Below are 24,141 nucleotides of genomic sequence, written 5' to 3' on the forward strand. Positions count from 1 at the left end.
GGGGGCTGCCGGTTGGCAGCCTGGAGGCCGAGACTCTCAGTGCACCACGGGGCGGGCGGTACCCGTGGCCTGGGCGGGGGCGGGGGCGGGCTCACGCATGAGCTTGTCTCCCGCGGACTGGAGGACGCGTGTGGTGGCGCCCTGGGGGTCTCGGAAGAAGTGGGGCGTCCACAGGCGCACGAGCTTCCAGCCCTGGCCCTCCAGCACTCCGGTGCGGAACAAATCCCACTCCACGCGGTCCGCGGCCTTGGGGTAGCGGGTGCCGTCGCACAGCACGCCCACGGTGACGTCGCCGGGGTTCGTCGGGTGGTGCAGCGCCAGGTCCACGCAGAAGCCGTCGTTGCCCCAGTGCACGTCCGACGAGACGCGGTGCTGCCGCGCCAGGTGTCCGGCGAGCGCGCGGGCGAACGTGGACCCGGCTTCCGTCTCGCGCTCGCGCACCACCGTTTCGCGAGCCACCGGCGTGGCCGTGCCGGCCTGCGCTTCGGCGTCATCGCGGGCGTATTCGGCCGTGAGGGCCTCCGCGAACTGGAGGTAGGCGAAGAGCAACCAGCCGCCGTTGGGCTGGCGGCCCTTCTCCACCGGGGGCAGGGACAGGTAGCTCTCGCGAGGAATGGACGTGACGAGGTGCACCTGCTGCCGCGCGCGGGTGACGAGCACGTTGAGACGCCGGCCTCCGCCCGCGCTGCCCAGGGGGCCGAAGCGACGGTAGAAGCGGCCCTGCCGGTCCGGGCCGTAGGTGGTGCTGATGATGAGGTGGTCTCGCTCGTCGCCCTGGACGTTCTCCAGGTTCTTGACGAAGAGGCCCTCGAACGAGCCGGCGCCCCGCCGTGAGCGCGCCGCCGTCAGCCGCGTCGCGAAGGTGGAGTCCTCGGCGGCCATCTCATCGAGCACGTCGGTGATGGCGTCGCGCTGCGCGAGGTTGAAGCAGGCGATGCCGATGGAGGGAGGCTCGGGCTGTGCGAGCAGTTCCTTCACCAGCGTGCCCACGGCGCGGGCCTCGATGGGGTTGACGCGCTTCTCGTAGGTGCCGGCCACGGGCAGCAGCCGCAGCGGGGCATGCGGCGCGCGGTGGGACGGGTGCGCGGGAATGGCCTGGAGCCGCTTGTCGTAGAAGTGGTCGTTGCTGAAGGCGATGAGGTCCGCGTTCTGCGAGCGGTAGTGCACGTCGAGGTAGCACTGGTCGATGTCCAGGTTGAGCGCGGCGGACAAGAGGTCCTCCACCTCGGCCTGTTGCTCCTCGAAGAGGCCCTGCTCCGACTCGGCCTCCAGCTCCTGGCTCTGCACCACCGCGGACTCGAAGAAGCGCGTGGGCGGGAGCTGCTTCGGGTCTCCGGCGATGACCACCCGCTTCGCGCGGGTGAGCACGGGGAGCGCCTCTTCGAGCCGGCACTGCGAGGACTCGTCGAAGATGACGACGTCGAAGATGGGGCGGCGGGGGAAGATTTGAGCCACCGTCTGCGGGCTGGCCATCCACACGGGGCGCACGTCGAAGAGCGGGTCTCCGCCGTCGATGCCCTGACCGGTGGCGATGACCTGGCGCACGCGCATGGCGCGCTCGCCACGCAGCATGAGCCGGCGGCGCAGCTCCGCGCCCTGGCTGTTGAGCCGGCCGCCAGTGGCCGCGAGCAACCGCTCCCGCTGGCGCTGCGTCCACCGGTGGACGAGCGCGTCGCGCACGAGGACGCGTTTCTTCTCCTCCAGCGCCCGGTAGCGCGCATGCGTGGTCTGCACGCGGTCCGCGTCGATGTGCTGGAGCGCCGGGTCCTCGCGCAGCCGGGAGGACACCTCGGCGGCCAGCGTCTCCTTCAGCACCGCGAGCCAGCCGCCCTCCACGTCCGCGCCCTGACGGGCCAGTCCCTCCACCGCGGCCTCCAGCGCGGGAGGCATGCCGGACAGCAGCGTGCGCAGGCGCAGCAGGCCCTCCACCGTGGACAGCCGGGCCTGGAAGGAGGTGACGACAGGAGAGAGCTTCCCGCCCGCGCGCAGCTCGCGGGAGCGGGCCTGGAGCCACGCGGTGGAGAACAGCCCTGTCTCCGGGAGCCGCGCCTCCAGTCGGGCCACGGCCTCGCCCCGGGCCGCGGACTGGCGCAGGCCGGAGAGCAGTGCGGTGCGCGCGCCCGCGTCGCCCTTGAGGGCCCGACGCACGGCCTCGCGGCACGAGGCGAGGAGCGGTGTGCTGTCCAGCTCCCCCAGCAATTCGAAAAGGGAGGCGTGCGTGCGCAGGCCGCGCGAGAGGGCTTCGTCGGTGAGCGGCTCGGTGGCGCCGGGGGAGAGCGTGGTGCGGTGGTACTCGGTGAGTACCGCCCGGGCGCGAGCGCCGGAGAGGAAGCGGTTGACGCGCTCGGCGGCGGCGATGCCCAGGGTGAGGCCGAACTGCTGGAGCACCCTGCGCGCGCCGGCCTTCCGGGCGAAGTAGAAGAAGGCGTACCACTTGCGAGCAATGTCCAGGTACGTGCCCAGCGTGGCGAGCGCCGTGGACAGCGCGCCCAGGGCCTGGGGCTGCTCACGGTGGACCAGGGCCAGCTCCGTATCCAGCGGCCCCTCGGCGAGCACCTGCGTCTGCGGCGCCAGCCCGTCGAGCTGGGCCTTCGCGGCCCGCACCGCGTCCGGTGACGCCGTGCCCCAGCGGGCGAGCACGTCCGGGCTGGCCGTCTCCAGCAGCGGGGCCAGCTTCTCCGCGAACGCGGCGCGCGCAGTGCCTTCCGCCCGAGGGTCCGCGCCAAAGGCCGGCACATCGGGAGTGGCCAGCGCGTCCGCGTCGCGAGCGGCCAGGGCCACCGCGTCGAGCCGCTCGCGGTACGTGGCCACTGGCCGGGCAAGGTATGTGGCGAGGTCGATGCCGAGGGCCTCGCGCCAGGGGTTGTCCGGGTAGCCCTCGCGGACGCCGCGCTCGAGCACCTCGCGAACCTCGCGCTCGCGAGGCGACACGTCCGCGAGCCGCGCGGAGGCGAGGCTCGCCACGGTGGGAGCCAGGGCCTCGGAGGGCTCCAGGGCGAACCACTGGCCCACCAGCTCGTGGAAGGAGGGCACGGTGCCGCCAGCGGGGCGCTCGGAGAGGGCGCGGTCGGAGGTGGCCAACTCGTCATGGAGCGACTGCAGCTCCGCATTCACCCGGGCCAGCTCGGTGGACACGGCCGCGTCGGTGCGCGTGTCCGGCAGCGAGTCGAGCTGTTCGCGGATGCCCATGTAGAGGTCGCGCTGGTCTCGCTGGGCGTCATGGACGACGGCACACAGGTTTCCCAGGCCGAGGTGGTCCAGGCGGTGCTTCACCACGTCTAGCGCGGTGCGCTTGTCGCAGACGAGCAGCACGCGCTCGCCGCGAGACAGGTGGTCGCCGATGGCATTGGCGATGGTCTGCGACTTGCCGGTGCCCGGGGGGCCATGCACGACGAGTCCCCGGCTGCTGCGCGCCAGCCGCACCGCGCGGGCCTGACACGGGTCGGCCACGGTGACGAGCCGCTCCTCATCCGCGCGCTTGAGGCCCTCCAGGTTGGGCTCGCCGCCGCCATGTCCCGAGGGAGCGCCGAGCGACACGTCCACGCGGAGGAAGCTCTCGAGCGGGCCGGAGATGGGCTCGCCATCGACGAGGGCCCGCATGTCGTCCACGAGGCTCTGGTTGGACAGCGGGTACAGGCCGAGCACCGCGCTGGAGAGGATGTCGGGCCGAGCGTCATCGTCCGTGCGCGGCACGGGCGACAGGGGCGTGGTGGCGGAGAAGGGAGAGGGCGCGGGCAGGTCGAGGGCCTTCGCCACGGCGGAGACGAGCTCGTTCAGTTCGCGCCAGGGGTCGGCGCCGTCTTCGTCGGCGAAGAGCTCACCGAAGCGCTGGCCGGTCTGCTGCTCCACCCAGGCGAGCAGTGCGGTGTTGGGCGCGACGCGGTCCACGCCCTCCTCGGCGCCTTCGAGCTCCACGGAGGGAGCGCGGCCCTTCTTGAGGGTGAGGCGCACCGGCACGAAGGCGATGGGGGCGAGGATGCGCCGGGTGCCGAATCCGCGCTTGTCCTTCGCGCCCGGGGGCAGGTGCAGCAGGGGGAAGCCCACGTGCAGCACGTGGGCGCCGGTGTCCTGCTCGAAGGTGCGAGCGTCCTCGACGATGGTGGCCAGCTTGCGCAGCAGGGCTTGCTGTTCCTCCTCGGCGCGCGTGGGGGAGGCGGCGCTCGGTGCGTCCGTGTCTGGCTCGGTGGAGTCGCTCACGAGCGAGGCACTGGGACTGCGTTGATCCTCCGCGACGGGAGGCTTCGGCTCCGTGGAGGGAGGCTTCACCGCGAGCCGGACCCCGGCCTTGTCACCGAGGAGGGCGGCCAGCACGGTGTGGGGCGCGGTGCCATCGAGCCGGCCCAGCGCGGCGAGGTCCACACGTTGCCGGCTGTTGTGGGGGCGACAGTTGAGGCTCGGCCCGGACGCGAGCGCGGCGTAGAGCCGCTCGAGCATCTTCTCCAGGACGCGGTTGCGGGGCTCGGTCGGCAGGACGGCACCTCTCGAAGGGAGGAAGGCCGGCTGTCTATCACGCGGATCGGGCGCGAGGCTCAGCGCGACAGCGCGGCGGCGAGCGAGCGTGCCGTGGTCTCCAGCTCCTCCGCCGGGCGATGGTCGGCGGGGGCGGCGTCGAAGGCGGCGCGGCCCCACAGGCGCTGGGGCGTCTGGGCGAAGCGGGGGATGAGGTGCAGGTGGAAGTGGCGGAGCACGTCGCCGATGGCGAAGGCGTAGGCGTGCTCGGCGCCGAGCACCTCCCGCTGGGCGCGCATCACCCGGGCGGCGAAGGGCCCGAGCTCGCGCGCGGAGTCCTCGTCCAGGTCGTACCAGGCGCGCACGTGCCGCTCGCTGGAGATGACCACCCAGCCAGGGACGGGGCTGGGAGACGCCACGCCATGCAGCACCAGCCCCGGAGCCCGGGCGAGCACCCCACCCACCGGCCGGGTCTCCCCGCGCACGATGGCGCAGCCAAGGCACGGATCATTCACGTCCGACATGGCCTCACCCTAGCAGGCGCGGACGGGAGCAGGACCTGGGAGGGGATGGGTCGTGATGGACCTCTCACCTCGGATTCTTGGGAGGGGAGGGCGGGTGCTGATCCAGCACGGGGTGTGGGGCGCGGATGTAGGTGCGGGCTGGAAGTACGGGGACCCACGTCTTGACGGGATGGGCTCGGGTCGGAGAGTGTCCGCTCCACGCCCTTCCAAGTGTTGGGGCGCCGATATTGGGGAATTTCCTTTAAAGGTGGGGATGATGAAGAAGCATCTGGTTTTTGCCGTGGTGCCGTTCCTTGCGCTGGGCTGTGGCGACGATCTCAAGGACGAGAACGGCGACGGTATCGCGGACGGCGTGCGTGAGCCGGACAGTGTGACGGTGGTGACGCCCGCCAATCCGAAGGGCACCGTTTCGGGCCAGGTGCTGGGCACGGACCTGAAGCCGCTGGGCGAGGCTTCGGTGAAGATGACCATTGGCAGCTCCGCGGAGCCGGTGGCGACCACCACGGATGCCGAGGGCAACTTCGAGTACACGGATGTGCCCGCCGGCTCGCAGGTGCTGCTGACCTTCACGAAGCAGGGCTATGCCACGCTGCGCGCCACCGCGACGGTTCCGTCGTCGGCGGGCAACGTGCCCATCAACAACGGCAACGCGAGCTTCGGCCCCATCACCCTGGCGAAGCTGGACGGCACGCTGAACTTCCTGCTGGTGACGCCGACGGGCCGTCCCGCGGCCGGCGTGAAGGCGACGCTCGAGGCCACGCCGGCGGGCTCTATCATCCTGTCCAACAACGAGAACACCTCGCTGGTGGTGAGCACGGTGGTGGTCGAGGCGACCTCCAACGAGCAGGGCGCCCTGGTGTTCACGGGAGTCCCCAGCGCGCCGGAGATGGCGCGGCTGCGCAGCGGCTCGGGGCAGTACAAGCTGTGGGTCTCCCCGATGGACACCGACAACAACGGTATCCCGGAGACCGGTGGCTATGTGAACAGCTACGCGGGTTCGGATGTGGTCGCGAACAGCACCCTCCGCATCATCAACCTGCCCTTCTCGCGGCCGACGGGCGGCGCGCTGACTGTCGAGAGCAGCAACGTGGCCAGCCTGACGAGCAACTCGGAAAGGCTCGACCCGCTGCGCAACGTGATTCGCGCGGGCGAGCCCATCCACCTGTTCTTCAACCAGCCGGTGCAGCAGGGCTCGCTGCTGGCGCGCCTGACGGACGAGTACGCTCGCGAGTCGCTGTCGGTCACCGCAACCGTGAGCAATGGCGGCTACAGCGCTACCATCAATCCGGGCGCCACGTTGGTCGATGGCAAGGAGTACAACCTGGACGTGCGCGCCGTGTCCGCCGAGGGCGGCAGCATCTTCACCTCCACGGGCTTCTTCTTCGTCGGGGATTTGAACAGCCCGCGGACGATTTCCATCACGGACGCCCGTTACCAGGAGACCTCGACCGCCAGCCCGAGCCAGCTCAACAGCGGTGAGACGGTCTACATCAACTTCAACTCGCCCATCTCCCGTGCGTTCACCAGCGCCGGGCACGTCTATGTGCACGTGAACTTCGACATCGGTGGCGCTTCGCCGGGCGTGGTCGGCGACTATCCGGGTGAGGTGAACAACCCCGTGGGCTTTGAGCTCTTCAACGCCGAGCCTACGGCTCCCATCCAGACGCGCATCCCGGCCGAGACCCCGGTGTTCCAGATCAACTCCTCGGGTTACACGACCCGTTGGGCGTTCACCTTCTCTGGCGTCAACTCCGTCTCGAGCGTGAGCTTCAGCTCGCTCAACATGGTGGTGTCCTTCTCCAAGCTTCCCTCGCGCTACATCAACGGCACCTACGAGAGCTTCTTGGGCCAGCCTGTCACGAGCGAGCTGGCGGTGACGGGGATCTCCCAGCAGCCCGTGCCCATCGCGCCGTGATGAGCGGTCAGGGTTGAGTTTCCAGTACTGAGTGGTCTTCTCAGCGCCCCCGTGGAATGGGTTCCACGGGGGCGCTGCTGTTCTGGGGGAAAGCCCCCCGCAAGAGCTGTAGCGGGCGTCCACGAAGCGGGATTCGGGTCTCCGCGATGGAGTGTGCCGCCGGGTGAGCTGCCGCCCAATGGGTGGAACCCCTGGTTCTTCCAGGGGACTGCTGGCTGCTCCCCACAGTACGCGTCGGAACAACGAGTGCATTGCCAGTCCGTGCCATGAACCAATCCCCACGTCTCGCTGTACTCGCTGTCCTCCTGTTCTGTGCATGCATCGACCTGCCGGAAGTCGAACAGGTTTCGGAAACCCCTGATGCCGGTGAGCCGGATGCTCACGTCGAAGATGCTGGAACACCGGACGCTTCGGCTCCGGACTCGGGCACCTCGGACGCGGGTACCCCGGACTCGGGCACCCCGGATTCGGGCATGCCCTCCCTGACGGTGACGCTCGTCACCTCACGGTCGGTCACCAACAGCGACGTTCAGGTGAGCGCCACCGTGGCGGGAGCCTCACCAGACGAAGTCGAGCTCCTCGCGGATGGCGTCGTTGTTGCCACCCTGGCTTCGCCCTACGAGCTCCGCTGGAGTGCTCAGTCCCTCGAAGAGGGCACCCACGTGCTCTCAGTGAGGGCGACCCTGGAAGGACGCAGGTTCACGAGTGAATCGCATACCCTCATCGTGGACAGGACGCCGCCTCGCCTGGTCTCTCAGACGCCGCTGACGGGTTCTCAGGCCGTTTCCGTGCACCAGACGGTGCGGGCGACCTTCTCCGAGCCTCTTGATTCGACCACCGTGAGCGCCGAGTCCGTGAAGTTGCTGTCTGATACAGGCGTCATCGCCGCGGAGGTCGTGCTTGAGTCCGAGGGAACTTCGCTCACGATACTGCCCGCACCTCTTCTGCCTGCTGATGCGGTCGTGCAGGTGGAGTTCGAAGGTGCTGTGGCGGATCTCGCAGGCAATGCCGTCCAGGCGCTTTCGGAGCCCTGGAAGTGGACGGTTCCCGGCTTCCTGCCTCTGGGTGAACCCCTGAGCGCCAGTCCGACCGAGAGCTCGCAGTCGATAAGCCCGTCGCTTCAAATCGATGGAGCCGGACGGCCTGTCGTTGCGTGGGTGGGCGGAATGGGAGTCGAGTCGCCCTACGGCGTTCGAGTCAGGAGATGGATTGGCAGTGGCTGGGAACAGCTGGGCGGCGTGCTCGAGGTGCCGGTGGGCTCCACCAGCACCTTCTGTTCACTCACCATAGATGCAGATGGGCGGAGCATCGTTGTCTGGCATGAAGTTCAAAGCACTACTGGATCCACGAGCATGCACACCCGCCGTTGGAATGGGTCGGCCTGGGATGTGCTGGGAGATGTGCCCCTGCGCCAGCAAGGCAGTGCTGACCTCATTGTCTCCAAGGGAAACAGACAAGGGCAGATTGCGCTGGCTTTCGTGGAACAATACCAGGGCAATGATCAGGTTCTAGTTGGGCGATGGAACGGCACGACCTGGGGCATGTTGGGAGGGGGGCTCAAGGTCAACTCCTCCCGGTTCGTCTCCGGCATTCAGCTGGCCATCGATGCGGCAGGAAATCCCGTGGTCGCTTGGAGCGAAAGTACCTCAGGAGGAGACATTGCGGCCTACATGCGGCGCTGGAATGGCAGTTCCTGGGATGCCATCACGATGCCCGTGCAAACCTTTCCGGGGGAACTGCTCATCGATGACTCAGGTGCCCCCGTCCTCGACGCGCGCGTCTGGAATGGAACCGCCTGGAGTGCTCAACTCCGGCGGTGGAATGGGAGCTCTTGGGCAACGCTCGGTAACCCCATCAGCCTCTTTTCTGGGGCAACCAATTCCGCAGCGATTGCTAGCGCCCTCGACACACAGGGAAGATTGAACGCACTGGTTGCCGAGCTAGAAGTCGCAGGAGGGCCCGCCGTTTTCTACATCCGTCGTTGGAACGCGGGAGCGTGGGAGCCGGTAGGCAGCATCCTGAGGAAGAACTCCGGCTCGAATCCTTTTGGAGCGACCCTGCTCGTCTTGGACTCCTCCGGGCAGCCTGTACTGGCACGGGCCGAACAGTCGGAGAGCGATCCCGGCAGCCGCAAAGTCCACGTCTACACGCCCAACAACTGAGTCCTCCACCGAACACTCCCCTCGCGCCGCCGTCCCATTCGCCAGAATGGGGGTGGGGACGGGCGCGTCGGAAGAGTCGTGTATAGATTCCCGACCGCCCTTTCCCTACACGTGAGGCGTCGGTTCCATGAAGCGAACGGCCATGACAGCCCCGGAAGTCGAGGCGCCCGCCAACGCCCGCCCCACCCCTGCCGGCAACAAGAAGCGGGTCCTCGTCGTCGACGACTTCGACGACGCGCGGGAGATGTACGCGGAGTACCTCGAGTTCGTCGGCTTCGAGGTGGACACCGCCTCCAACGGCAGGGAGGCGGTGGAGAAGGCACAGGATGGAGACCCGGACATCATCCTGATGGACCTGTCCCTGCCCATCATGGACGGCTGGGAGGCCACGCGCCTCATCAAGCAGGACGCCCGGACGCGGGACATCCCCGTCATGGCCCTCACCGGCCACGTGCTCGCCGGCAACGCGGAGCACGCGCGGGAGGCCGGCGCGGACGAGTTCGTCGCCAAGCCGTGCCTGCCCCAGGATCTGGAGAACAAGATCCGCAACATGCTCAAGCCCAGCAAGGCGAAGGGGAAGAGCGGGCAGGGGAGCTGAGCCACCCGACATCCCCATTGCCCGGCATCGGACACTCGGGGCATCACTGTTCCGCTGCGCATCGTTCCCTGCCCCCGTCCGGTTGACCCCTGGCGGGAGGATGCATAGGCACCCCCTGTGGGCTCTTCCCCCGCTGCCTCCCCGTCGCCGCCCGACGCGTGGACTCCCCCGCAGGAGTTCGACGAGTACCGGCTCGTGCGTCCCATCGGCCGCGGGCGGACGGGCCGGGTGTACCTGGCCCACGACACGCTCCTCGAGCGCCCGGTGGCGGTGAAGTTCATCCCCGCGCTCGGCTCCAACGCCCTGGCCCGCTTCCTCGTGGAGGCCCGCGCCGCCGCCCGCATCCAACACCCCAACGTCGTCACCCTCTACCGGGTGGGACAACTGGAGGAGCAGCCCTACCTCGTCTCCGAGTTCATCCGGGGCGTCAGCCTGGACCGGCTCTCCAAGCCCCAGTCCTGGGAGCGGGTGCTGTCCATCGGCAGGGACCTGGCGCGCGGCCTGAGCGCCGCCCACCGGCGCGGGGTGCTCCACCGCGACATCAAGCCCGGCAACGCGGTGCTCACCGAGGCCGGCGAGGTGAAGCTGCTCGACTTCGGGCTCGCCAAGCTGCTGGACGAGGCCGCCGAGCCGGGCGAGGCCTCCGCCCGCCCCGCGGGCGCCGCCGTGGCGCCGAAGCTGCCGGAGGACCTGGACCCGGAGGCCAGCCCCAACTTCTCCGCGCGCTCGCTGGACGGCGTCTTCCTCCCCTCGCTGCCGAGCGGCGCGCTGGTGGGCACGCCCTACTACATGTCCCCCGAGGCCTGGGCGGGCGAGGACCTCACGGCCCGCAGCGACGTGTACTCGCTGGGCGTGGTCCTCTACGAGCTGTGCGCGGGCCGTGGCCCCTTCCGCGACGTGCCCTGGCGGGACCTGCCCAAACTGGTGCAGACGAAGGACGCCCGTCCCCTGGCCCAGGCCGCGCCCGACGTGGACGCCGCCTTCGCGGCCGTCATCGACCGGTGCCTGCGCCGCGAGCCGGCCGAGCGCTACACCTCCGCCGCGCACCTGCTCGACGCGCTGGAGGCCCTGGCCCGCGACGAGGCGCCCACCGACGTCCCCGAGGGCAATCCCTACCGCGGCCTCCAGGCCTTCGAGGCCGAGCACCGGGGCGTCTTCTTCGGCCGCCGCCGTGAGCAGCGCGCGGTGCTGGACAGGCTGCGCGCCGAGTCCTTCCTCCTCATCACCGGTGACTCCGGGGTGGGCAAGTCCTCGCTGTGCCTCGCCGGCATCCTCCCCGCGGTGGTGGAGGGCGGGCTGGAGGACGGCCGCCGCTGGCACACCGCGCGGCTGGTGCCGGGCCGCAGGCCCATGGCGGCGCTGGCCGCCGCGCTCGCCCCGCTGCTGGAAATCGAAGAGGAGCCGCTCGCCGAGGCGCTGCGCAACGAGCCCTCCTCCCTCGTCCGCCGGCTGCGCGCGAGGCTGGGCGCGCGCGACGGCCTCCTGCTCTACATCGACCAGCTCGAGGAGCTCGTGACGCTGGCCTCCCCCGTGGAGGCGGCGCTCGCGGGCCAGGCGCTGGGCACCCTCGCGGAAGGGGCCAGTGGGGTGCGGTTGCTGGCCACCGGCCGCAGCGACTTCCTCACCCGCCTCACCTCCGTCTCCGGCCTGGGCGCGGAGGTGCCGCGCGCGCTGTACCTGCTGTGCGCCCTGACGCCCGAGGAGACGCGCGAGGCCGTCACCGGCCCCGCCCGAGTGAAGGGCGTGCGCTTCGAGTCCGAGGCGCTGGTGGACGCGCTCGTCGCCTCCACCACCTCCGCGGACGGCGGACTGCCGCTGCTCCAGTTCGCGCTGGCGGAACTCTGGGAGGCCCGCGACGCGGAAGGCCGCGTGATTACCCAGGCGGCGCTGGACTCGCTGGGCGGCGTGGCCGGAGCGCTGGCGCGGCACGCGGACGCCGCGGTGGCGCGGCTCCTGCCGGACCAGCGCAGTGCCGCCAGGGGCGTGCTCCTGCGCCTCGTCACCGCGGACGGCACCCGCGCGCGCAAGACGGACCGCGAGCTGGTGGGGGACGACGCGCGCTACCGGGCCGCGCTGGAAGCCCTCGTCCACGCGCGCCTGCTGGTGGCGCGCGAGGCCCAGGAGGGCACCTCGTACGAGCTGGCCCATGAAGCGCTGCTGTCCGGCTGGAGCACGCTGGCGCGCTGGCTGACGGAGGCCGCCGAGCGCCGCGAGGTGCAGGCCCGGCTGGAGGCCGCCGCCGCGCACTGGGAGAAGCTGGGCCACGCGCGCGAGGCGCTGTGGGGCCCGCGCCAGCTCGCCGAGACGAAGCTGCTCGACGTCGGTGAGCTCACGCGCCGCGAGCAGGACTTCCTCAAGGCCTCGCGCCGGACCATGGTGCGCAGCCGGCGCATGCGGCAGGTGCTGGCGGCGGGCTTCATCCTGTCGCTGGGGCTCGTCTACGGCGGCCTCAAGCTGCGCGAGCGCTGGGGCCTGGACAAGCAGGTGCGCGCCGAGCTCCAGGAGGCCGCGCTCGCCCTGCGCGCGGTGGGCCAGGAGCGCGCGGCGCTGGGCTCCGAGCGCGCCGAGGCCTTCCGCCTCTACGGCAGCGGCCACCGCGCGGACGCCGACAAGCTCTGGGGCAGGGCGGGCGCCCAGGCGGTGGCGGTGCGCCACCGCTATGACGCCGTCGCCGGCCGGCTGGAGCGCGCGCTCGCCCTGGCGCCGGGCCGCCCCGACGTGCGCGAGGCGCTGGCGGACTTCCTCTACGAGCGCGCCCTGTGGGCCGAGCAGGATGGCGACGCCGCGACGCTGCCCACGCTGCTCCAGCGCCTGAAGCTCTACGACGTCTCGGGCGCGCGCTGGCAGCGGTGGAACGCGCCCGCGCGCCTCACGCTGGAGACGCCCGTCCCCGGCGTCCAGGTGGAGTTGCGGCCACTGAGCCGGGACGCGCAGGGCCACGAGCAGCCCGGCGAGCCGCTGCCGCTCGTCGCGGGCCCGTGGGTGGACGTGCCGGTGCCGCCGGGGCGCTACCAGCTCTCCCTGCGCGCGCTGGGCCACGAGCCGGTGGTGCAGCCCGTGCTTCTGCGGCGCGGGGAGGCACGCAAGCTCGGCGTGCCCCTGCCGCGCGTGGGCGCGGTGCCCGAGGACTTCGTCTTCGTCCCGCCGGGAGAGGTGCGCTTCGGCAGCTCCGCCGAAGCCAGCGTGCGCGAGTTCTTCAACGCGGTGCCGCTGCACGCCGTGGACGTGCCGGCCTTCTTCATCGCCCGCCACGAGGTGACGTACTCGGACTGGCTGCGCTTCATCGAGTCCCTCCCGTCCGATGAGCGCGCGAAGCGCCTGCCCCGCGTGGGCACCGGTGGCTACGCGGGGCTGCTCGCGCTGGACCGCGTGGACGGCACCTGGCGACTGCGCTTCCAGCCCGGCAGCGAGCCCTACGTCGCGCGGGCCGGTGAGAAGCTGCGCTATGCCAACCGCACGCGGCGCGTGGAGCAGGACTGGCTGCGCTTCCCCGTCAGCGGCATCACCTTCGCGGACGCGGAGGCGTACGCGGCCTGGCTGTCCTCCAGCAGCCGCGTGCCCGGCGCGCGGCTGTGCTCGGAGCTGGAGTGGGAGCGCGCGGCGCGTGGCGTGGACGGGCGCGAGTACCCGCACGGCGACACGCTGGGCCCGGACGACGCCAACATCGACACCACCTATGGCAAGCAGCCCGGAGGCTTCGGCCCGGACGAGGTGGGCAGCCACCCCGGCTCGCGCAGCCCCTTCGGCGTGGACGACCTGGCCGGCAACGTCTGGGAGTGGACGCGCTCCTGGCTGGAGCCGGGCAAGGCGGTGGCTCGCGGCGGCAGCTTCGCCTTCGCGGCCACCTCCGCGCGGGCCACCAACCGCGAGCTGCCGGAGCCCGAGCTGCGCGACGTGACGATGGGCATGCGCGTGTGCGCGGACCCGCCGCCCTCGGGGCCCTGAGCCGCCTGCCCGCACGCCGGGCATGCTGCCAACCTCACACCCCGCGTTACCCGACGCTGGAACCCCCGGTCCTCCCTGGCGTGCCAATGCACTGCTCGCGAGCGGACGCTGCAAGTGCCCGTCCGCATGCGGGAGTCTTGCGGTGCACGGCGAGACTGCAAATGTTGCAAGCCGTAGGACGGGGCTGGGTCGGGTCGGGGAGGTCGGGTCATGGGCGAGTGGCGGGTGGTGCGGGCGGTGGTCGTTGCCTGCGGGTTGGTGGGGTGTGCGGGTGGCTCGGTGACGGAGCCCGAGCTCAAGCCAACGCTGCAGTCGAGCGTGGCGGAGCTGGCGGCTCCCAACGGACGCAACCTCAACGGGCGCAACCTCAACGGACGCAACCTCAACGGCACCTCGATGGGGGCGCTGGTCTCCGTGAATCTGTCCGGCGTGTACGCCGCGGACAGCGTGGATGACCCGATGAGCTCGGCGTGGCTGCAGGGCAGCGTCTTCCACGGCTTCAACGGGGGCCGCGAGGTGTCCGGCCTGGACTTCCTCGGCGCGCGCTTCACCGGCAACCTCGGCGGCGGCCAGACGGTGGAGCTGCGCGTGGACGCCATCAATCCGGCCACCGGCGCGAGCGGGGACATCTGGTCCTACCGCGTCTCCTTCCTCGACAACACGGACGGCACCTGGAAGCCCGCGTGCCCCGCGGCGGATGGCTCCGCGCTGGATGCCATTCCCGTGTCCGGCACCTGGAACTACAAGGAGGGCGTGTTCGGTGGTGGTGCGCACCTGGACGACCCCAGCCTCTTCACCTTCGCCTGCGAGGGCGCGGCCATCGCCAAGTGCATCCACTTCGGCTACCGGCCGTGGGCCACGGCGGCGGACGGCCGCAGCCTCGAGGACCACCACCAGGCCTGCACGCGCATGGTGCGCGCGGACTTCTGCGGCGACGGCACCTCGCACACGCAGGATGGCAACTGGGTGAACCTCTACGACGCGCTCGGCGTGCAGCAGGACACCGAGTCGTGGCTGCTGGAGGCCGAGTGGAACACCGACGGCGCCCTGTGCGCCTCGTCGTCCACGCGCTCCACCGTGCCGGTGAGCTGCCCCAACAAGCCCCAGGTGTCGGGCTGCGGACAGCCGGGCCACTTCCGCACCGGCACCCTCATCATGAGCGAGGTGCCCTCCACGACGCCGTGACGCGGCGTCTCCCGGACACCTGAACCGCGCCACGGAACGCGTCCTGAGCGGCTCGTCCGCACGCCTGCTCCGCTTTCAGGCAGTGGACACGCGGGCCTTCCGGGTGCGGAACGACACCGGGTGCGGCTACCGGAGGCAGGGGGCCGACACCATGGTTAGCCGGCTCGCCGGGGCCATGAGGCCGGCCCGGCGGAGGACGGGAGACTCGCCGTGAAACGCGTGCACGTGAGCGGGAGGACGCGAGGCTGGGGGCTCTGGCTGCTGCTGGGCCTGACCTGTGTCGTGGCCGGCTGCAAGAAGGACCCGGACGGAGCGGACGCGAAGCCCGTGGAGCCGGTGGTGACGCTCGGGCAGGAGAACGTGACCCGCGCCGAGGTGCGAGAGCTGCAATCGGGCCCCGGCATCTCCGGCACGCTGCAGGCGCGCACGGCGGCCGCGGTGCGCGCGGAGGTCGGCGGCACCATCCTCGACATCAAGGCCGAGCAGGGCCAGCGGGTGAAGAAGGGGCAGGAGCTGGCGCGCATCGAAGACGCCACCCGGAGGGACCAGCTCATCGCCGCGCGCACCACCGTGCGGACGGCCAGCAGCGCGGTGCAGGTGGCCCGCGCCGAGGAGGAGCGCAGCGCGATGCTCGCGAAGGCGGGCGTCATCACCCAGCGCGAATTCGAGCGCGCCCAGCTCGGAGTGTCACAGGCGGAGGGGCAGCTCGCGGAGGCGCGCTCCCGACTGGCCCTGGCGCAGGAGCAGGTGGGCCGCGCGCGCATCATCGCGCCCCTCGACGGCGTGGTGAGCGAGCGCCAGGCGAGCGCGGGCGACGTGGTGCAGCCCGGCGCGCCGCTCTTCACGGTGGTGGACCCGCGCACGCTGCGGCTGGAGGCCGCCGTGCCCGCCGCGCAGCTGGAGCAGGTGAAGACGGGCACGCCGGTGGAGTTCCAGGTCACCGGCTACGGCGAGCGCGCCTTCAGCGGCAAGGTGGAGCGCATCAACCCCGTGGTGGACCCGGGCACCGGCCAGGTGCGCATCTACGTGGCCATTCCCAACACGGACCTCGAGCTGCTCGCGGGCCTCTTCGCGGAAGGCCGTGTGGCCTCGCAGGAGCGGCGCGCGCTGGCGGTGCCGGTGGATGCCATCGACGAAGCCAACGGCGGCCCCTCGGTGCTGCGCATCCGCGACGAGCGCGTGCAGCGCGTCCCTGTGAAGCTGGGGCTGCGGGACGACGTCGCGCAGCAGGTGGAGGTCCGCTCCGAGCTGCAGGCGGGAGACCTGGTGCTGCTCGGCTCGGCCCGCGACGAGGTGGGCGAGGGCTCGCGCGTGAAGGTGCAGGCGCCGCGTCCGGAGTCGAAGCCCGTGGCGGAAGACGGCCCGGGCGTCGGCGGCTCGGAGGCGCCGCCCGCGGCTCCGAATCAGCAGGGACACGCCCCCTCCACGCAGCCGAGCACGCGGGGCACCGCCGAGGGCGCGACGTCGCCTTCGCGCTGAGGCCGCCCTCGTCCCATCGCATCCGCCGGGAGTCACTCCGTGTTCATTTCGGACTTCGCCATCAAGCGTCCCATCGTCACCATCACCGCGATGGTGGCCCTGGTCGTCTTCGGCCTCGTGGCCCTCTGGCAGCTGGAGACGGACGAGTTCCCCGACGTCCAGCAGCCCGTCATCAACGTCACCATCGTCTACCCGGGCGCGTCGCCGGACACGGTGGAACGCGAAATCGTGGAGCCGATTGAAGACGCCATCTTCGCCATCAACGGCGTGGACCCGAAGGAGACGACGTCCACGGCCACCGACGGCCTCGCCACCTTCACGGTGTTCTTCAACTTCGAGAAGGACATCCAGGAGGCGTCCCAGGACATCCGCGACGCCATCTCCAGCAAGCGCGCGGACCTGCCGCAGGAGATGGAGGAGCCCATCCTCACGCGGTTCGACCCGGCGGACCAACCCATCGTCTCGCTGACGCTCACCTCGGACCAACTCGACGTGGCGGCGCTGTCGCGCGTCGCGGACCCGCTGGTGGTGGGCGAGCTGCGCTCGGTGCCGGGCGTCGCGCAGGCGGAAGTGGTGGGCGACGTCGAGCGGGAGATGACGGTGCAGCTCAAGCCGCGGGCGATGCAGGCCGCCGGCCTGTCGGTGGCGGAAGTCGTGGGCGCACTGGAGGCGCAGAACCTGGCGGCGCCGGTGGGCCGCATCAACTCGAAGCTGTCCGAGGAGTCCATCCGCCTCAAGGGCCGCCTGGTGCGCGTGGAGGACTTCCGCGACATGGTGGTGGCCACGCGCAACGGGCAAGTCATCCGCCTGTCCCAGGTGGCGGACGTCTTCGTGGGCTCCGAGGAGCCGCGCACGCTGGCGCTCTATGACGGCGCGGAGGCCGTCGGCATCGACGTGCTGAAGTCCAAGGGCTACAGCACCACCGAGGTCGCCGACGCGGTGCGCGCGCGCGTGGATGCGCTGCAGAAGCGTCTGCCCGCGGGGGTGAAGCTGGCCATCGTCCGCGACGCGGGCGTGCGCGTGGAGAACGCGGTGGAGAACGTGCAGTCCGCGCTGTTGGAGGGCGCGATTCTCACCGTGCTGGTGGTGTTCATCTTCCTCAACTCGTGGCGCTCCACCGTCATCACCGGCCTGGCGCTGCCGGTGAGCGTGCTCGCCGCCTTCATCAGCGTCTGGGTGTTCGGCTTCACGCTCAACACCATGTCGCTGCTCGGCCTGACGCTGGCCATCGGCATCCTCATCGACGACGCGATTGTGGTGCGCGAGAACATCGTCCGCCACATCGAGATGGGAAAGGACCACTACACGGCGTCGCGCGAGGGCACCGCGGAAATCGGGCTCGCGGTGTCGGCGACCACGTTCTCCATCGTGGCCGTGTTCGTCCCGGTGGCCTTCATGTACGGCGTCGCGGGGCAGTGGTTCAAGCCCTTCGCCCTGACGATTGCGTGCGCGGTGCTGGTGTCGCTGTTCGTCTCTTTCTCGCTGGACCCGATGCTGAGCGCGTACTGGCCGGACCCGCAGGTGGAGAAGGGCGCGCGGCGCGGGTTCATCTCCCGGCAGTTGACGCGCTTCAACAGCTGGTTCGACCGGCAGGCGGACCGCTACAAGCTCGTCATCGCCTGGGCGCTGGACCATCGGCTGGCCATGGTGCTGGTGGCGGTGGGCTCGCTGGTGGGGGCGCTCGTGCTGCAGGGCACCGTGGGCGGCGCGGGCTTCGTGCCGGTGAGTGACCGCGCGGAGGTGGAGGTGCTGGTGGAGACGCCGCCGGGCTCTAGCCTGGATTACACGCGGCGCAAGGTGGAGGAGGTGGTGCGCCTCACCCGCGCGCACCCGGAGGTGGCCTACACGTACAGCACCATCGGCGTGCCGCTGCCGCTCAGCGCGCCGGGCGTGGACCAGGCGCTTGTGTACGTGCGCCTCAAGCCGAAGGCGGAGCGCGACGTGAGCCAGGACGCGCTCGGCCGCATCTTCCGCGACGAGCTGAAGACGTTGGGCGGCGCGAAGGTCTCCGTGTTCACCTCGGGCTTCGGCGGTGCCTTCAAGCAGATTCAATTGGAGCTGCGGGGGCCGGACCAGAAGGTGCTGACGCGGCTCGCGCAGGAGGTGCAGAAGCAGATGGAGGCGGTGCCGGGCGCGGTGGACGTGGGGCTGTCCACGCGCGGGCAGAAGCCGGAGCTGGAGGTGGAGCTGAACCGCGGGCTGGCGGGGCAGCTCGGCGTCACGGTGGGACAGGTGGCCCAGGTGCTGCGCCCGGCCTTCGCGGGCCTGGACGTGGGCGACTGGGTGGACCCCATTGGTGAGACGCGCGACGTGATGATTCGGCTGGCGCCCGAGGCGCGCGACAACCCGAACGACCTGGCGCAGCTGCCCATCCGCGTGGCCGGAGTGCAGGGCGGTCCGATTCAGCTGGTGCCGCTGGGGCAGGTGGCGGACATCCGGCGGACGCTGGGCCCGGCGCAGATTACGCACCTGGACCGCGAGCGCGTCATCAACATCCAGGCCAACACGCAGGGGCGCTCGCTGACGGAGGTGATGACGGAAATCCAGGAGCGGGTGAAGAACGTGCAGCTGCCGTCCGGCTACACGCTGACGACGGGCGGCGAGTCCGCGGACCAGGCGGAGGTCTTCACGCGCGTGTTCATCGCGCTCGGGGTGGCGTTGCTGCTGATGTACCTCATCCTCGTCATCCAGTTCGGTTCGTTCCTGGACCCGCTGGCCATCCTCCTGTCGCTGCCGCTGTCGCTCATCGGCGTGGTGCTGGCGCTGCTCATCACGCGCGACACGCTCAACATCATGAGCCTCATCGGCGTCATCCTGCTGATGGGCATCGTCGCGAAGAACGCCATCCTCCTCATCGACTTCGCGAAGTGGTCTCACGAGAAGGGCATGCCGCTGCGCGAGGCGCTCATCGAGGCGGGACGCATCCGCCTGCGGCCCATCCTCATGACGACGCTCGCGCTGGTGGCCGGCATGATTCCGGTGGCGATTGGCGCGGGCGAGGGCGGCGACTTCCGCGCGCCGCTGGGCCGCGCGGTGATTGGCGGCACGATTACGTCCACGCTGCTGACGCTGCTGGTGATTCCGACGGTGTACGAAATCCTGGTAGACGGCCGGAACTGGATGAGCCGCAAGCTGCGCAAGGTCTTCCACATGCGCCCTCCCCAGGAGCAAGGCCCGCACGGTGGGGGTGGCGAGCCGCGCCCGGTGCCGCAGGCCCGTCAGGACTGAGCTGCGAGTCCGTCAGGCGGCGCCCCTCCGTTTCGTCCCGTCGGCTCAAAACCGACAAAGGACACGGAAGCATGGGCTGGGCCACGGATGCGCTTCAGGCGCTCGAACGAGGTGAGCAGGTAACCGTCCGTCCACGAGGAGGCTCCATGCGGGGCCGCATCGAGGACGGGCAGCGGGTGACGCTGGGACCGGTGGACCCACAGGAGGTGGACACCGGGGATGTGGTGCTGGTGCGGTGGAAGGGCGGCGTCCTCCTGCACCTGGTGAAGCAGGCCACGAAGGACCGGGTGCTCATCGGCAACAACGTGGGCCGCATCAACGGGTGGGCCCAGCGGACGGCGGTGGTGGGCCGGCTCGTCAAGGTGCATCCACTCGGGTCCTGAGCTCGCCGGACGTTGATGTTGAACGTCTGGCCCACCAGGACGGTTGGCGCCTCGCGCGGAGGCCCGTAGGGTCGGTCGCTGCACGATATGGCTCCAGCGCCGCTGCCCGAAGACCACCACCGGCTCGTCACCGAGGCGCTCGCCGCGCTCGATGTCCGCAACTGCGTGTTGAGCATCCACGACCCGAGCTTCCCCAGCCTCCCCGAGGAGGACACGGGCTGGGGCTCGCCATACTCGGAAGGGGCGGCACGCTTCCTCGCCTTCGCGCGGGAGCTGGGCTTCAACGGCATCCAGCTCGGGCCGCAGGGACAGACCACCGAGTTCAACGCGTCGCCATATGACGGCACGCTCTTCTCGCGAAACCTCCTCAACGTGGCGCTCGCGCCGCTGGAGGAGCCCGAGCCGTGGGGGGCGCTCCTCCCGCGTGGACGTGTGGCCGCACTCTCCGCGAACCGTCCGCACGGTGCCAGCCCGGGGGAGCGCTACCGTCACGCCTTCCGCACGCAGCTCACCGCGCTGCACGAGGCCTGGGAGTCCTTCCGCCGCCAGCGCGAAGCCCCGGACGCGTCTCCCGCCATTCACGCGCTGGCCGCACGCTTCGGCACCTTTCGCCGGCAACACCATGCGTGGCTGCTCCGCGACGCCCTCTTCGACGTGTTGTGCGAGGAGAAGCACGAGCCGGACTGGAGGCGCTGGAGCGACTCGCTCGACGGACGGCTGTGGAGCCCCCGCCGTGAGGAGGAAGCCGCGGCCGCCGCGCGCCTCGTGGAGTTGGAGGCCCGGTACGCGGACGCGCTGGAGCGCTACGCCTTCTTCCAGTTCATCGTGCATGTGCAGCACCAGTCCTTGCGGGAGCGCACGGCGGAGTGGCGGCTGAAGCTGTACGGCGACTTGCAGATTGGCTTCTCGCCGCAAGACACGTGGGCGTGGCAGGGGCTCTTCCTGCGCAGCTACCTCATGGGCGCGCCGCCCAGCCGCACCAATCCGGATGGCCAGCCGTGGAACTACCCCGTGCTGGACCCGGAGCAGTACTTCGAGGACGACGACGCGGGCGTGGCCGCGGGGCAGCGGGCCGGGCCGGTGCTGCGCTTCATGAACGCGCGCATGGACAAGATGCTCGGCGAGTACGACGGGCTGCGGCTGGACCATCCGCACGGACTCGTGTGCCCGTGGGTGTACCGCGCGGACGCGATGGATGCGCTGTGGGCCGTGCAGCACGGGGCGCGCCTCTTCTCGTCACCGGACCTGCAGGACCATCCGGACCTCGCGCGCTACGCGCTGGTGCACCCGGAGCAACTGGACCGCACGGTGCCCCGATACGCGGACCGGGAGGTGAAGTACCTCACGCCGGAGCAGGTGCGCCGCTACAGCGTCCTCTTCGACACAATCGTGAGCGCGGCGCGGCGCAACGGGCGGGACCTCGGAGATTTGCTCGGCGAAGTGCTCAGCACGCTGCCGTATCCGCTGGAGCGGGTGCTGGCGCAGTACGGGCTGGGGCGCTTCCGCGTGACGCAGAAGGCGGACCTGAGCAACCCGGCGGACGTGTACCGCAGTGAGAACGTGGCGCCCGAGGACTGGGTGATGGTGGGCAACCACGACACGAAGTCCCTGTGGCAACTGGTGGGGGAGTGGCAGTGGCGCGGCAAGCTGAAGGCGCAGGCGGACTACCTCGCGTGGCGCCTGTGTCCGGAGGAAGCAGAGCGAGAGGACTTCGCGCAAAGGCTGGCGGCGGACCCGGGGCTGCTGGCGCAGGCGAAGGTGGCGGACCTGTTCGCCAGCCGAGCGCGCAATGTCATGGTGTTCTTCACGGACCTGCTGGGAATGACGGAGACGTACAACACGCCCGGCACGGTGGACGCGCGGAACTGGTCCCTGCGAGTGCCGCAGGACTGGGCCCGCGAGTACCGCGAGCGGCTCCGAGGTGACGCGGCGCTGAACGTGCCCGCGGCGCTGGCCATGGCCCTGCGCGCGAGAGGCGCCGAGACCCGCAAGCGACATCATACTCTGCTCGCCGGCCTGGACCGGCTTGCAGGCGAGCTACGCGCCAGGCCGTGACGCATCCACGGTGCGGACCAACAGGCGAGCCGTGACGCGTCCGGCTCGGACCGACAGGCAAGCTTCACGGTGGCGTCGGGACTTCGCGAGCCCTCATCCCCTGCACGAGTGCATGAACCCGGCGAGGAGCGCGGTTCCACGGAGCCGCGCTCCTCACGGTGACGTCAGTGCTGCACGTCCACCACGAGTCGCGTCGGCTCGTGCAGCTCCATGACGCGGTACTTGTTGGGCCCCTTGTTGCCGAGCACCCACGTCACCTCGCCCTCGAAGTCACACGTGCGCTCCAGCTCGAGGATGACGGGCAGGCCGGGCTTCAGCTCCCGCTCCGCGACGGTGGCCTGTCCCTTGTCGTCGTGACCCCGCGCGGGAGTGAGCGTCACCTGGAGCCAGCCCTTGCCGGCCACGGTCGTCGGGTCTCCCGAGCCGCACTTGATGATGGGCTTGTCCACGTACTCCAGGCGGTAACCCGGGAGACTGGCACCGTCGAACTCGAACACCACGCGGTCGAAGTCCGCGTGCTGCCCCGCACGCACCGAGCGCAGCGTCACCGGCATGCCCGGGGCGCGCTTCAGCGTCACGTTGCCCGCCGTCCACTCGCGGTTCTTCACGTCCTCGGGAGGCTGCCCCGTCGCAGCCCCAGCAGCAGGCGCCGGAGTCGGAGGCACCGGGGGAGGCGTGGGCGCCGCCTCGGGAGCATCCTCCGGCTCCTGCTCCGCCTGGGCCACCGGCACCATGCCCCCGTCACTGGGGAGCACGACATGCACGGGTGGCTTCGCGGCGGCCTCGCCCTCACGGGGCAGGGTGCCCGGCGGCGGGCCCGAGGGCTGGGCGGGTGAATCCTCCGGAGCGGGCAACTCCGCCGCGGGATGCGGAGGCCCCTCCTCCTTCTTCGAGCACCCGGCGATTCCGATACACCCCGCGAGCCACAGCGACGTCAGCCTGCGCATCGTCCGTCTCCTGGCGGCCCGCTCGGTGAGGGCCGGTGGCCCCCATCTCTCACGAGCGGCGCCCGGGTGCCAGCATCACCGCGCGTCTCACTGCCCCGGTGTTGGGCCGACGAGCGCGCCCAGGTCCGCGTCGCGCAGGAAGTTGACCAGCACACCGTCAATCTTCCGCACGCCGTCCACCACCACGGTGGGCTTCTCGAAGAAGAGGTTGTTCCACACGAAGTCGGCCAGGGCCTGCTCGGCGCTCTGGGGCCAGCTGGCATCCATGGGCCCGCGGTAGTACCCGAGCTTGTGCAGCGCGCGCTTCACCACCTTGGTGTTCTCCCGGTCCAGCGCCACGAGGTCCGCCGTGTACGTCACGGCGAGGCCGCCCTGGTAGCGGTTCAGCTGCACCTCCAAGTCGCGCATCGCCGTGGTGCTGCCGTGGGTGACGGCCTCGGCAATCACGTGCGTGTAGAAGGCGGAGTCGTCCGTGCTGTTCCACACCCGCACGACGCCGGAGCGCTCGCCATTGCGGTCCCCACCCACGCGCGAGCCGGCCTTGAGCGAGGCGAACAGCCGCTGCGGCAGGCTGCCCCGGGCCTTGTCGAAGCTCTCGGCCATGACCCGGCACATGTCGGCGGTGGTCTGGTTGTTCGCCTGCACCACGTAGGTGGCGCCCTTCACGGAGCACCGGAAGTCACTGCTCTCCTCACCCGTGCGCTGGCCCACCGTCACGCTGCCGTCGGGGTTCAGCTTCACCGCGGCGAGCTGGCGGTACGCGCCATACGGGTCCGCCGCCATCACCGTGTCGACGGCGGCCTGCGGCGAGTCGCCCGAGTCGATGCGGGCGATGACGGCATTCGCGTCATCCACCGACGGCAGGTACATGGAGGCCACCGCCACGTCCGGGCGCCCGTAGGGCACCAGCCCGCTGACGCCGCTGGGGAAGGAGATGACGGCCATGCCGCACGACTTCTCCACCGGGTCGCACGCGACGATGGCGCGCGTGCCGAACAGGCGCGTGTTGACGGCGGGACGGTCCGCCGCGGACGCGGTGGAGGACGCCAGCAGCAGGGACGAGAGGACCAGCAGGCTGCGCTCGAGGAGCTTCATGGTGGGGACCTCGGGACGAGGGACTCCCATCCGACACGCGTGAAGTCCGCGCGGCGGTGGGGTTCCACGGGGTGGGTTGTGGAGTCCCGGGCCGCGATGCCATCCGCCCCGGGCACTGTCGGGACGAAAAACGACGCGCCTGCCTGCTCATATCGGGGACTCGGGACGGCCCCGGA

13 protein-coding genes are annotated in these 24,141 nt (G+C 70.7%); 9 read left to right on the plus strand and 4 right to left on the minus strand.

Annotation, left to right across the window (positions count from 1 at the left end; translation table 11 throughout):
- Positions 1–36: 36 nt before the first annotated feature.
- Together G4D86_RS30880 and G4D86_RS30885 are read right to left on the minus strand one after the other, a co-directional pair.
- On the minus strand, positions 37–4,434 hold the full coding sequence (locus tag G4D86_RS30880; RefSeq protein WP_240360555.1) for an AAA domain-containing protein: 4,398 nt from the start codon (positions 4,432–4,434) through the stop codon (positions 37–39).
- A gap of 95 nt (positions 4,435–4,529) precedes the next feature.
- A complete protein-coding gene (locus G4D86_RS30885) occupies positions 4,530–4,973 on the minus strand; it encodes an HIT family protein (protein ID WP_163997663.1) in 444 nt (147 codons plus the stop codon).
- A gap of 253 nt (positions 4,974–5,226) precedes the next feature.
- On the opposite strand from G4D86_RS30885, the gene G4D86_RS30890 reads away from it, so the two are divergent.
- From G4D86_RS30890 to G4D86_RS30930, 9 genes are all read left to right on the plus strand, one after another.
- Positions 5,227–6,888, plus strand: a complete 1,662-nt coding sequence (locus G4D86_RS30890; protein WP_163997664.1) for a carboxypeptidase-like regulatory domain-containing protein — start codon at positions 5,227–5,229, stop codon at positions 6,886–6,888.
- Between the two features lie 266 nt (positions 6,889–7,154).
- Complete coding sequence (locus G4D86_RS30895) at positions 7,155–9,050, plus strand: Ig-like domain-containing protein (protein WP_163997665.1); 1,896 nt, start codon at positions 7,155–7,157, stop codon at positions 9,048–9,050.
- Between the two features lie 127 nt (positions 9,051–9,177).
- Entirely contained in the window at positions 9,178–9,648 is a 471-nt protein-coding gene (locus G4D86_RS30900) for a response regulator (RefSeq protein WP_163997666.1), read from the plus strand.
- A gap of 117 nt (positions 9,649–9,765) precedes the next feature.
- On the plus strand, positions 9,766–13,593 hold the full coding sequence (locus G4D86_RS30905; protein ID WP_163997667.1) for a bifunctional serine/threonine-protein kinase/formylglycine-generating enzyme family protein: 3,828 nt from the start codon (positions 9,766–9,768) through the stop codon (positions 13,591–13,593).
- A gap of 210 nt (positions 13,594–13,803) precedes the next feature.
- Positions 13,804–14,778: an ADYC domain-containing protein gene (locus tag G4D86_RS30910; RefSeq protein ID WP_163997668.1), complete on the plus strand. Its 975-nt coding sequence runs from the start codon at positions 13,804–13,806 to the stop codon at positions 14,776–14,778.
- A 210-nt stretch (positions 14,779–14,988) separates the two neighbouring features.
- On the plus strand, positions 14,989–16,257 hold the full coding sequence (locus G4D86_RS30915; RefSeq protein ID WP_240360556.1) for an efflux RND transporter periplasmic adaptor subunit: 1,269 nt from the start codon (positions 14,989–14,991) through the stop codon (positions 16,255–16,257).
- A 39-nt stretch (positions 16,258–16,296) separates the two neighbouring features.
- Complete coding sequence (locus tag G4D86_RS30920) at positions 16,297–19,485, plus strand: efflux RND transporter permease subunit (RefSeq protein ID WP_163997669.1); 3,189 nt, start codon at positions 16,297–16,299, stop codon at positions 19,483–19,485.
- Between the two features lie 146 nt (positions 19,486–19,631).
- Positions 19,632–19,868, plus strand: coding sequence for a hypothetical protein (locus tag G4D86_RS30925; RefSeq protein WP_163997670.1), 237 nt, complete (start codon positions 19,632–19,634; stop codon positions 19,866–19,868).
- Positions 19,869–19,955: 87 nt separating this feature from the next.
- Positions 19,956–21,923 (plus strand): 4-alpha-glucanotransferase, encoded by a 1,968-nt coding sequence (locus G4D86_RS30930; RefSeq protein WP_163997671.1) that lies wholly within the window; start codon positions 19,956–19,958, stop codon positions 21,921–21,923.
- 164 nt (positions 21,924–22,087) lie between these two features.
- On the opposite strand, the gene G4D86_RS30935 is transcribed toward G4D86_RS30930, so the two are convergent.
- Complete coding sequence (locus G4D86_RS30935) at positions 22,088–22,870, minus strand: AMIN-like domain-containing (lipo)protein (RefSeq protein WP_163997672.1); 783 nt, start codon at positions 22,868–22,870, stop codon at positions 22,088–22,090.
- A gap of 87 nt (positions 22,871–22,957) precedes the next feature.
- The gene (locus tag G4D86_RS30940) at positions 22,958–23,965 is read right to left on the minus strand and encodes a DUF1028 domain-containing protein (protein WP_163997673.1); all 1,008 of its coding nucleotides are present in this window, start codon (positions 23,963–23,965) and stop codon (positions 22,958–22,960) included.
- Positions 23,966–24,141 lie beyond the last annotated feature (176 nt).

This window comes from Pyxidicoccus caerfyrddinensis (genome assembly GCF_010894405.1).
In the GTDB taxonomy this organism is placed as follows: Bacteria; Myxococcota; Myxococcia; order Myxococcales; family Myxococcaceae; genus Myxococcus; species Myxococcus caerfyrddinensis.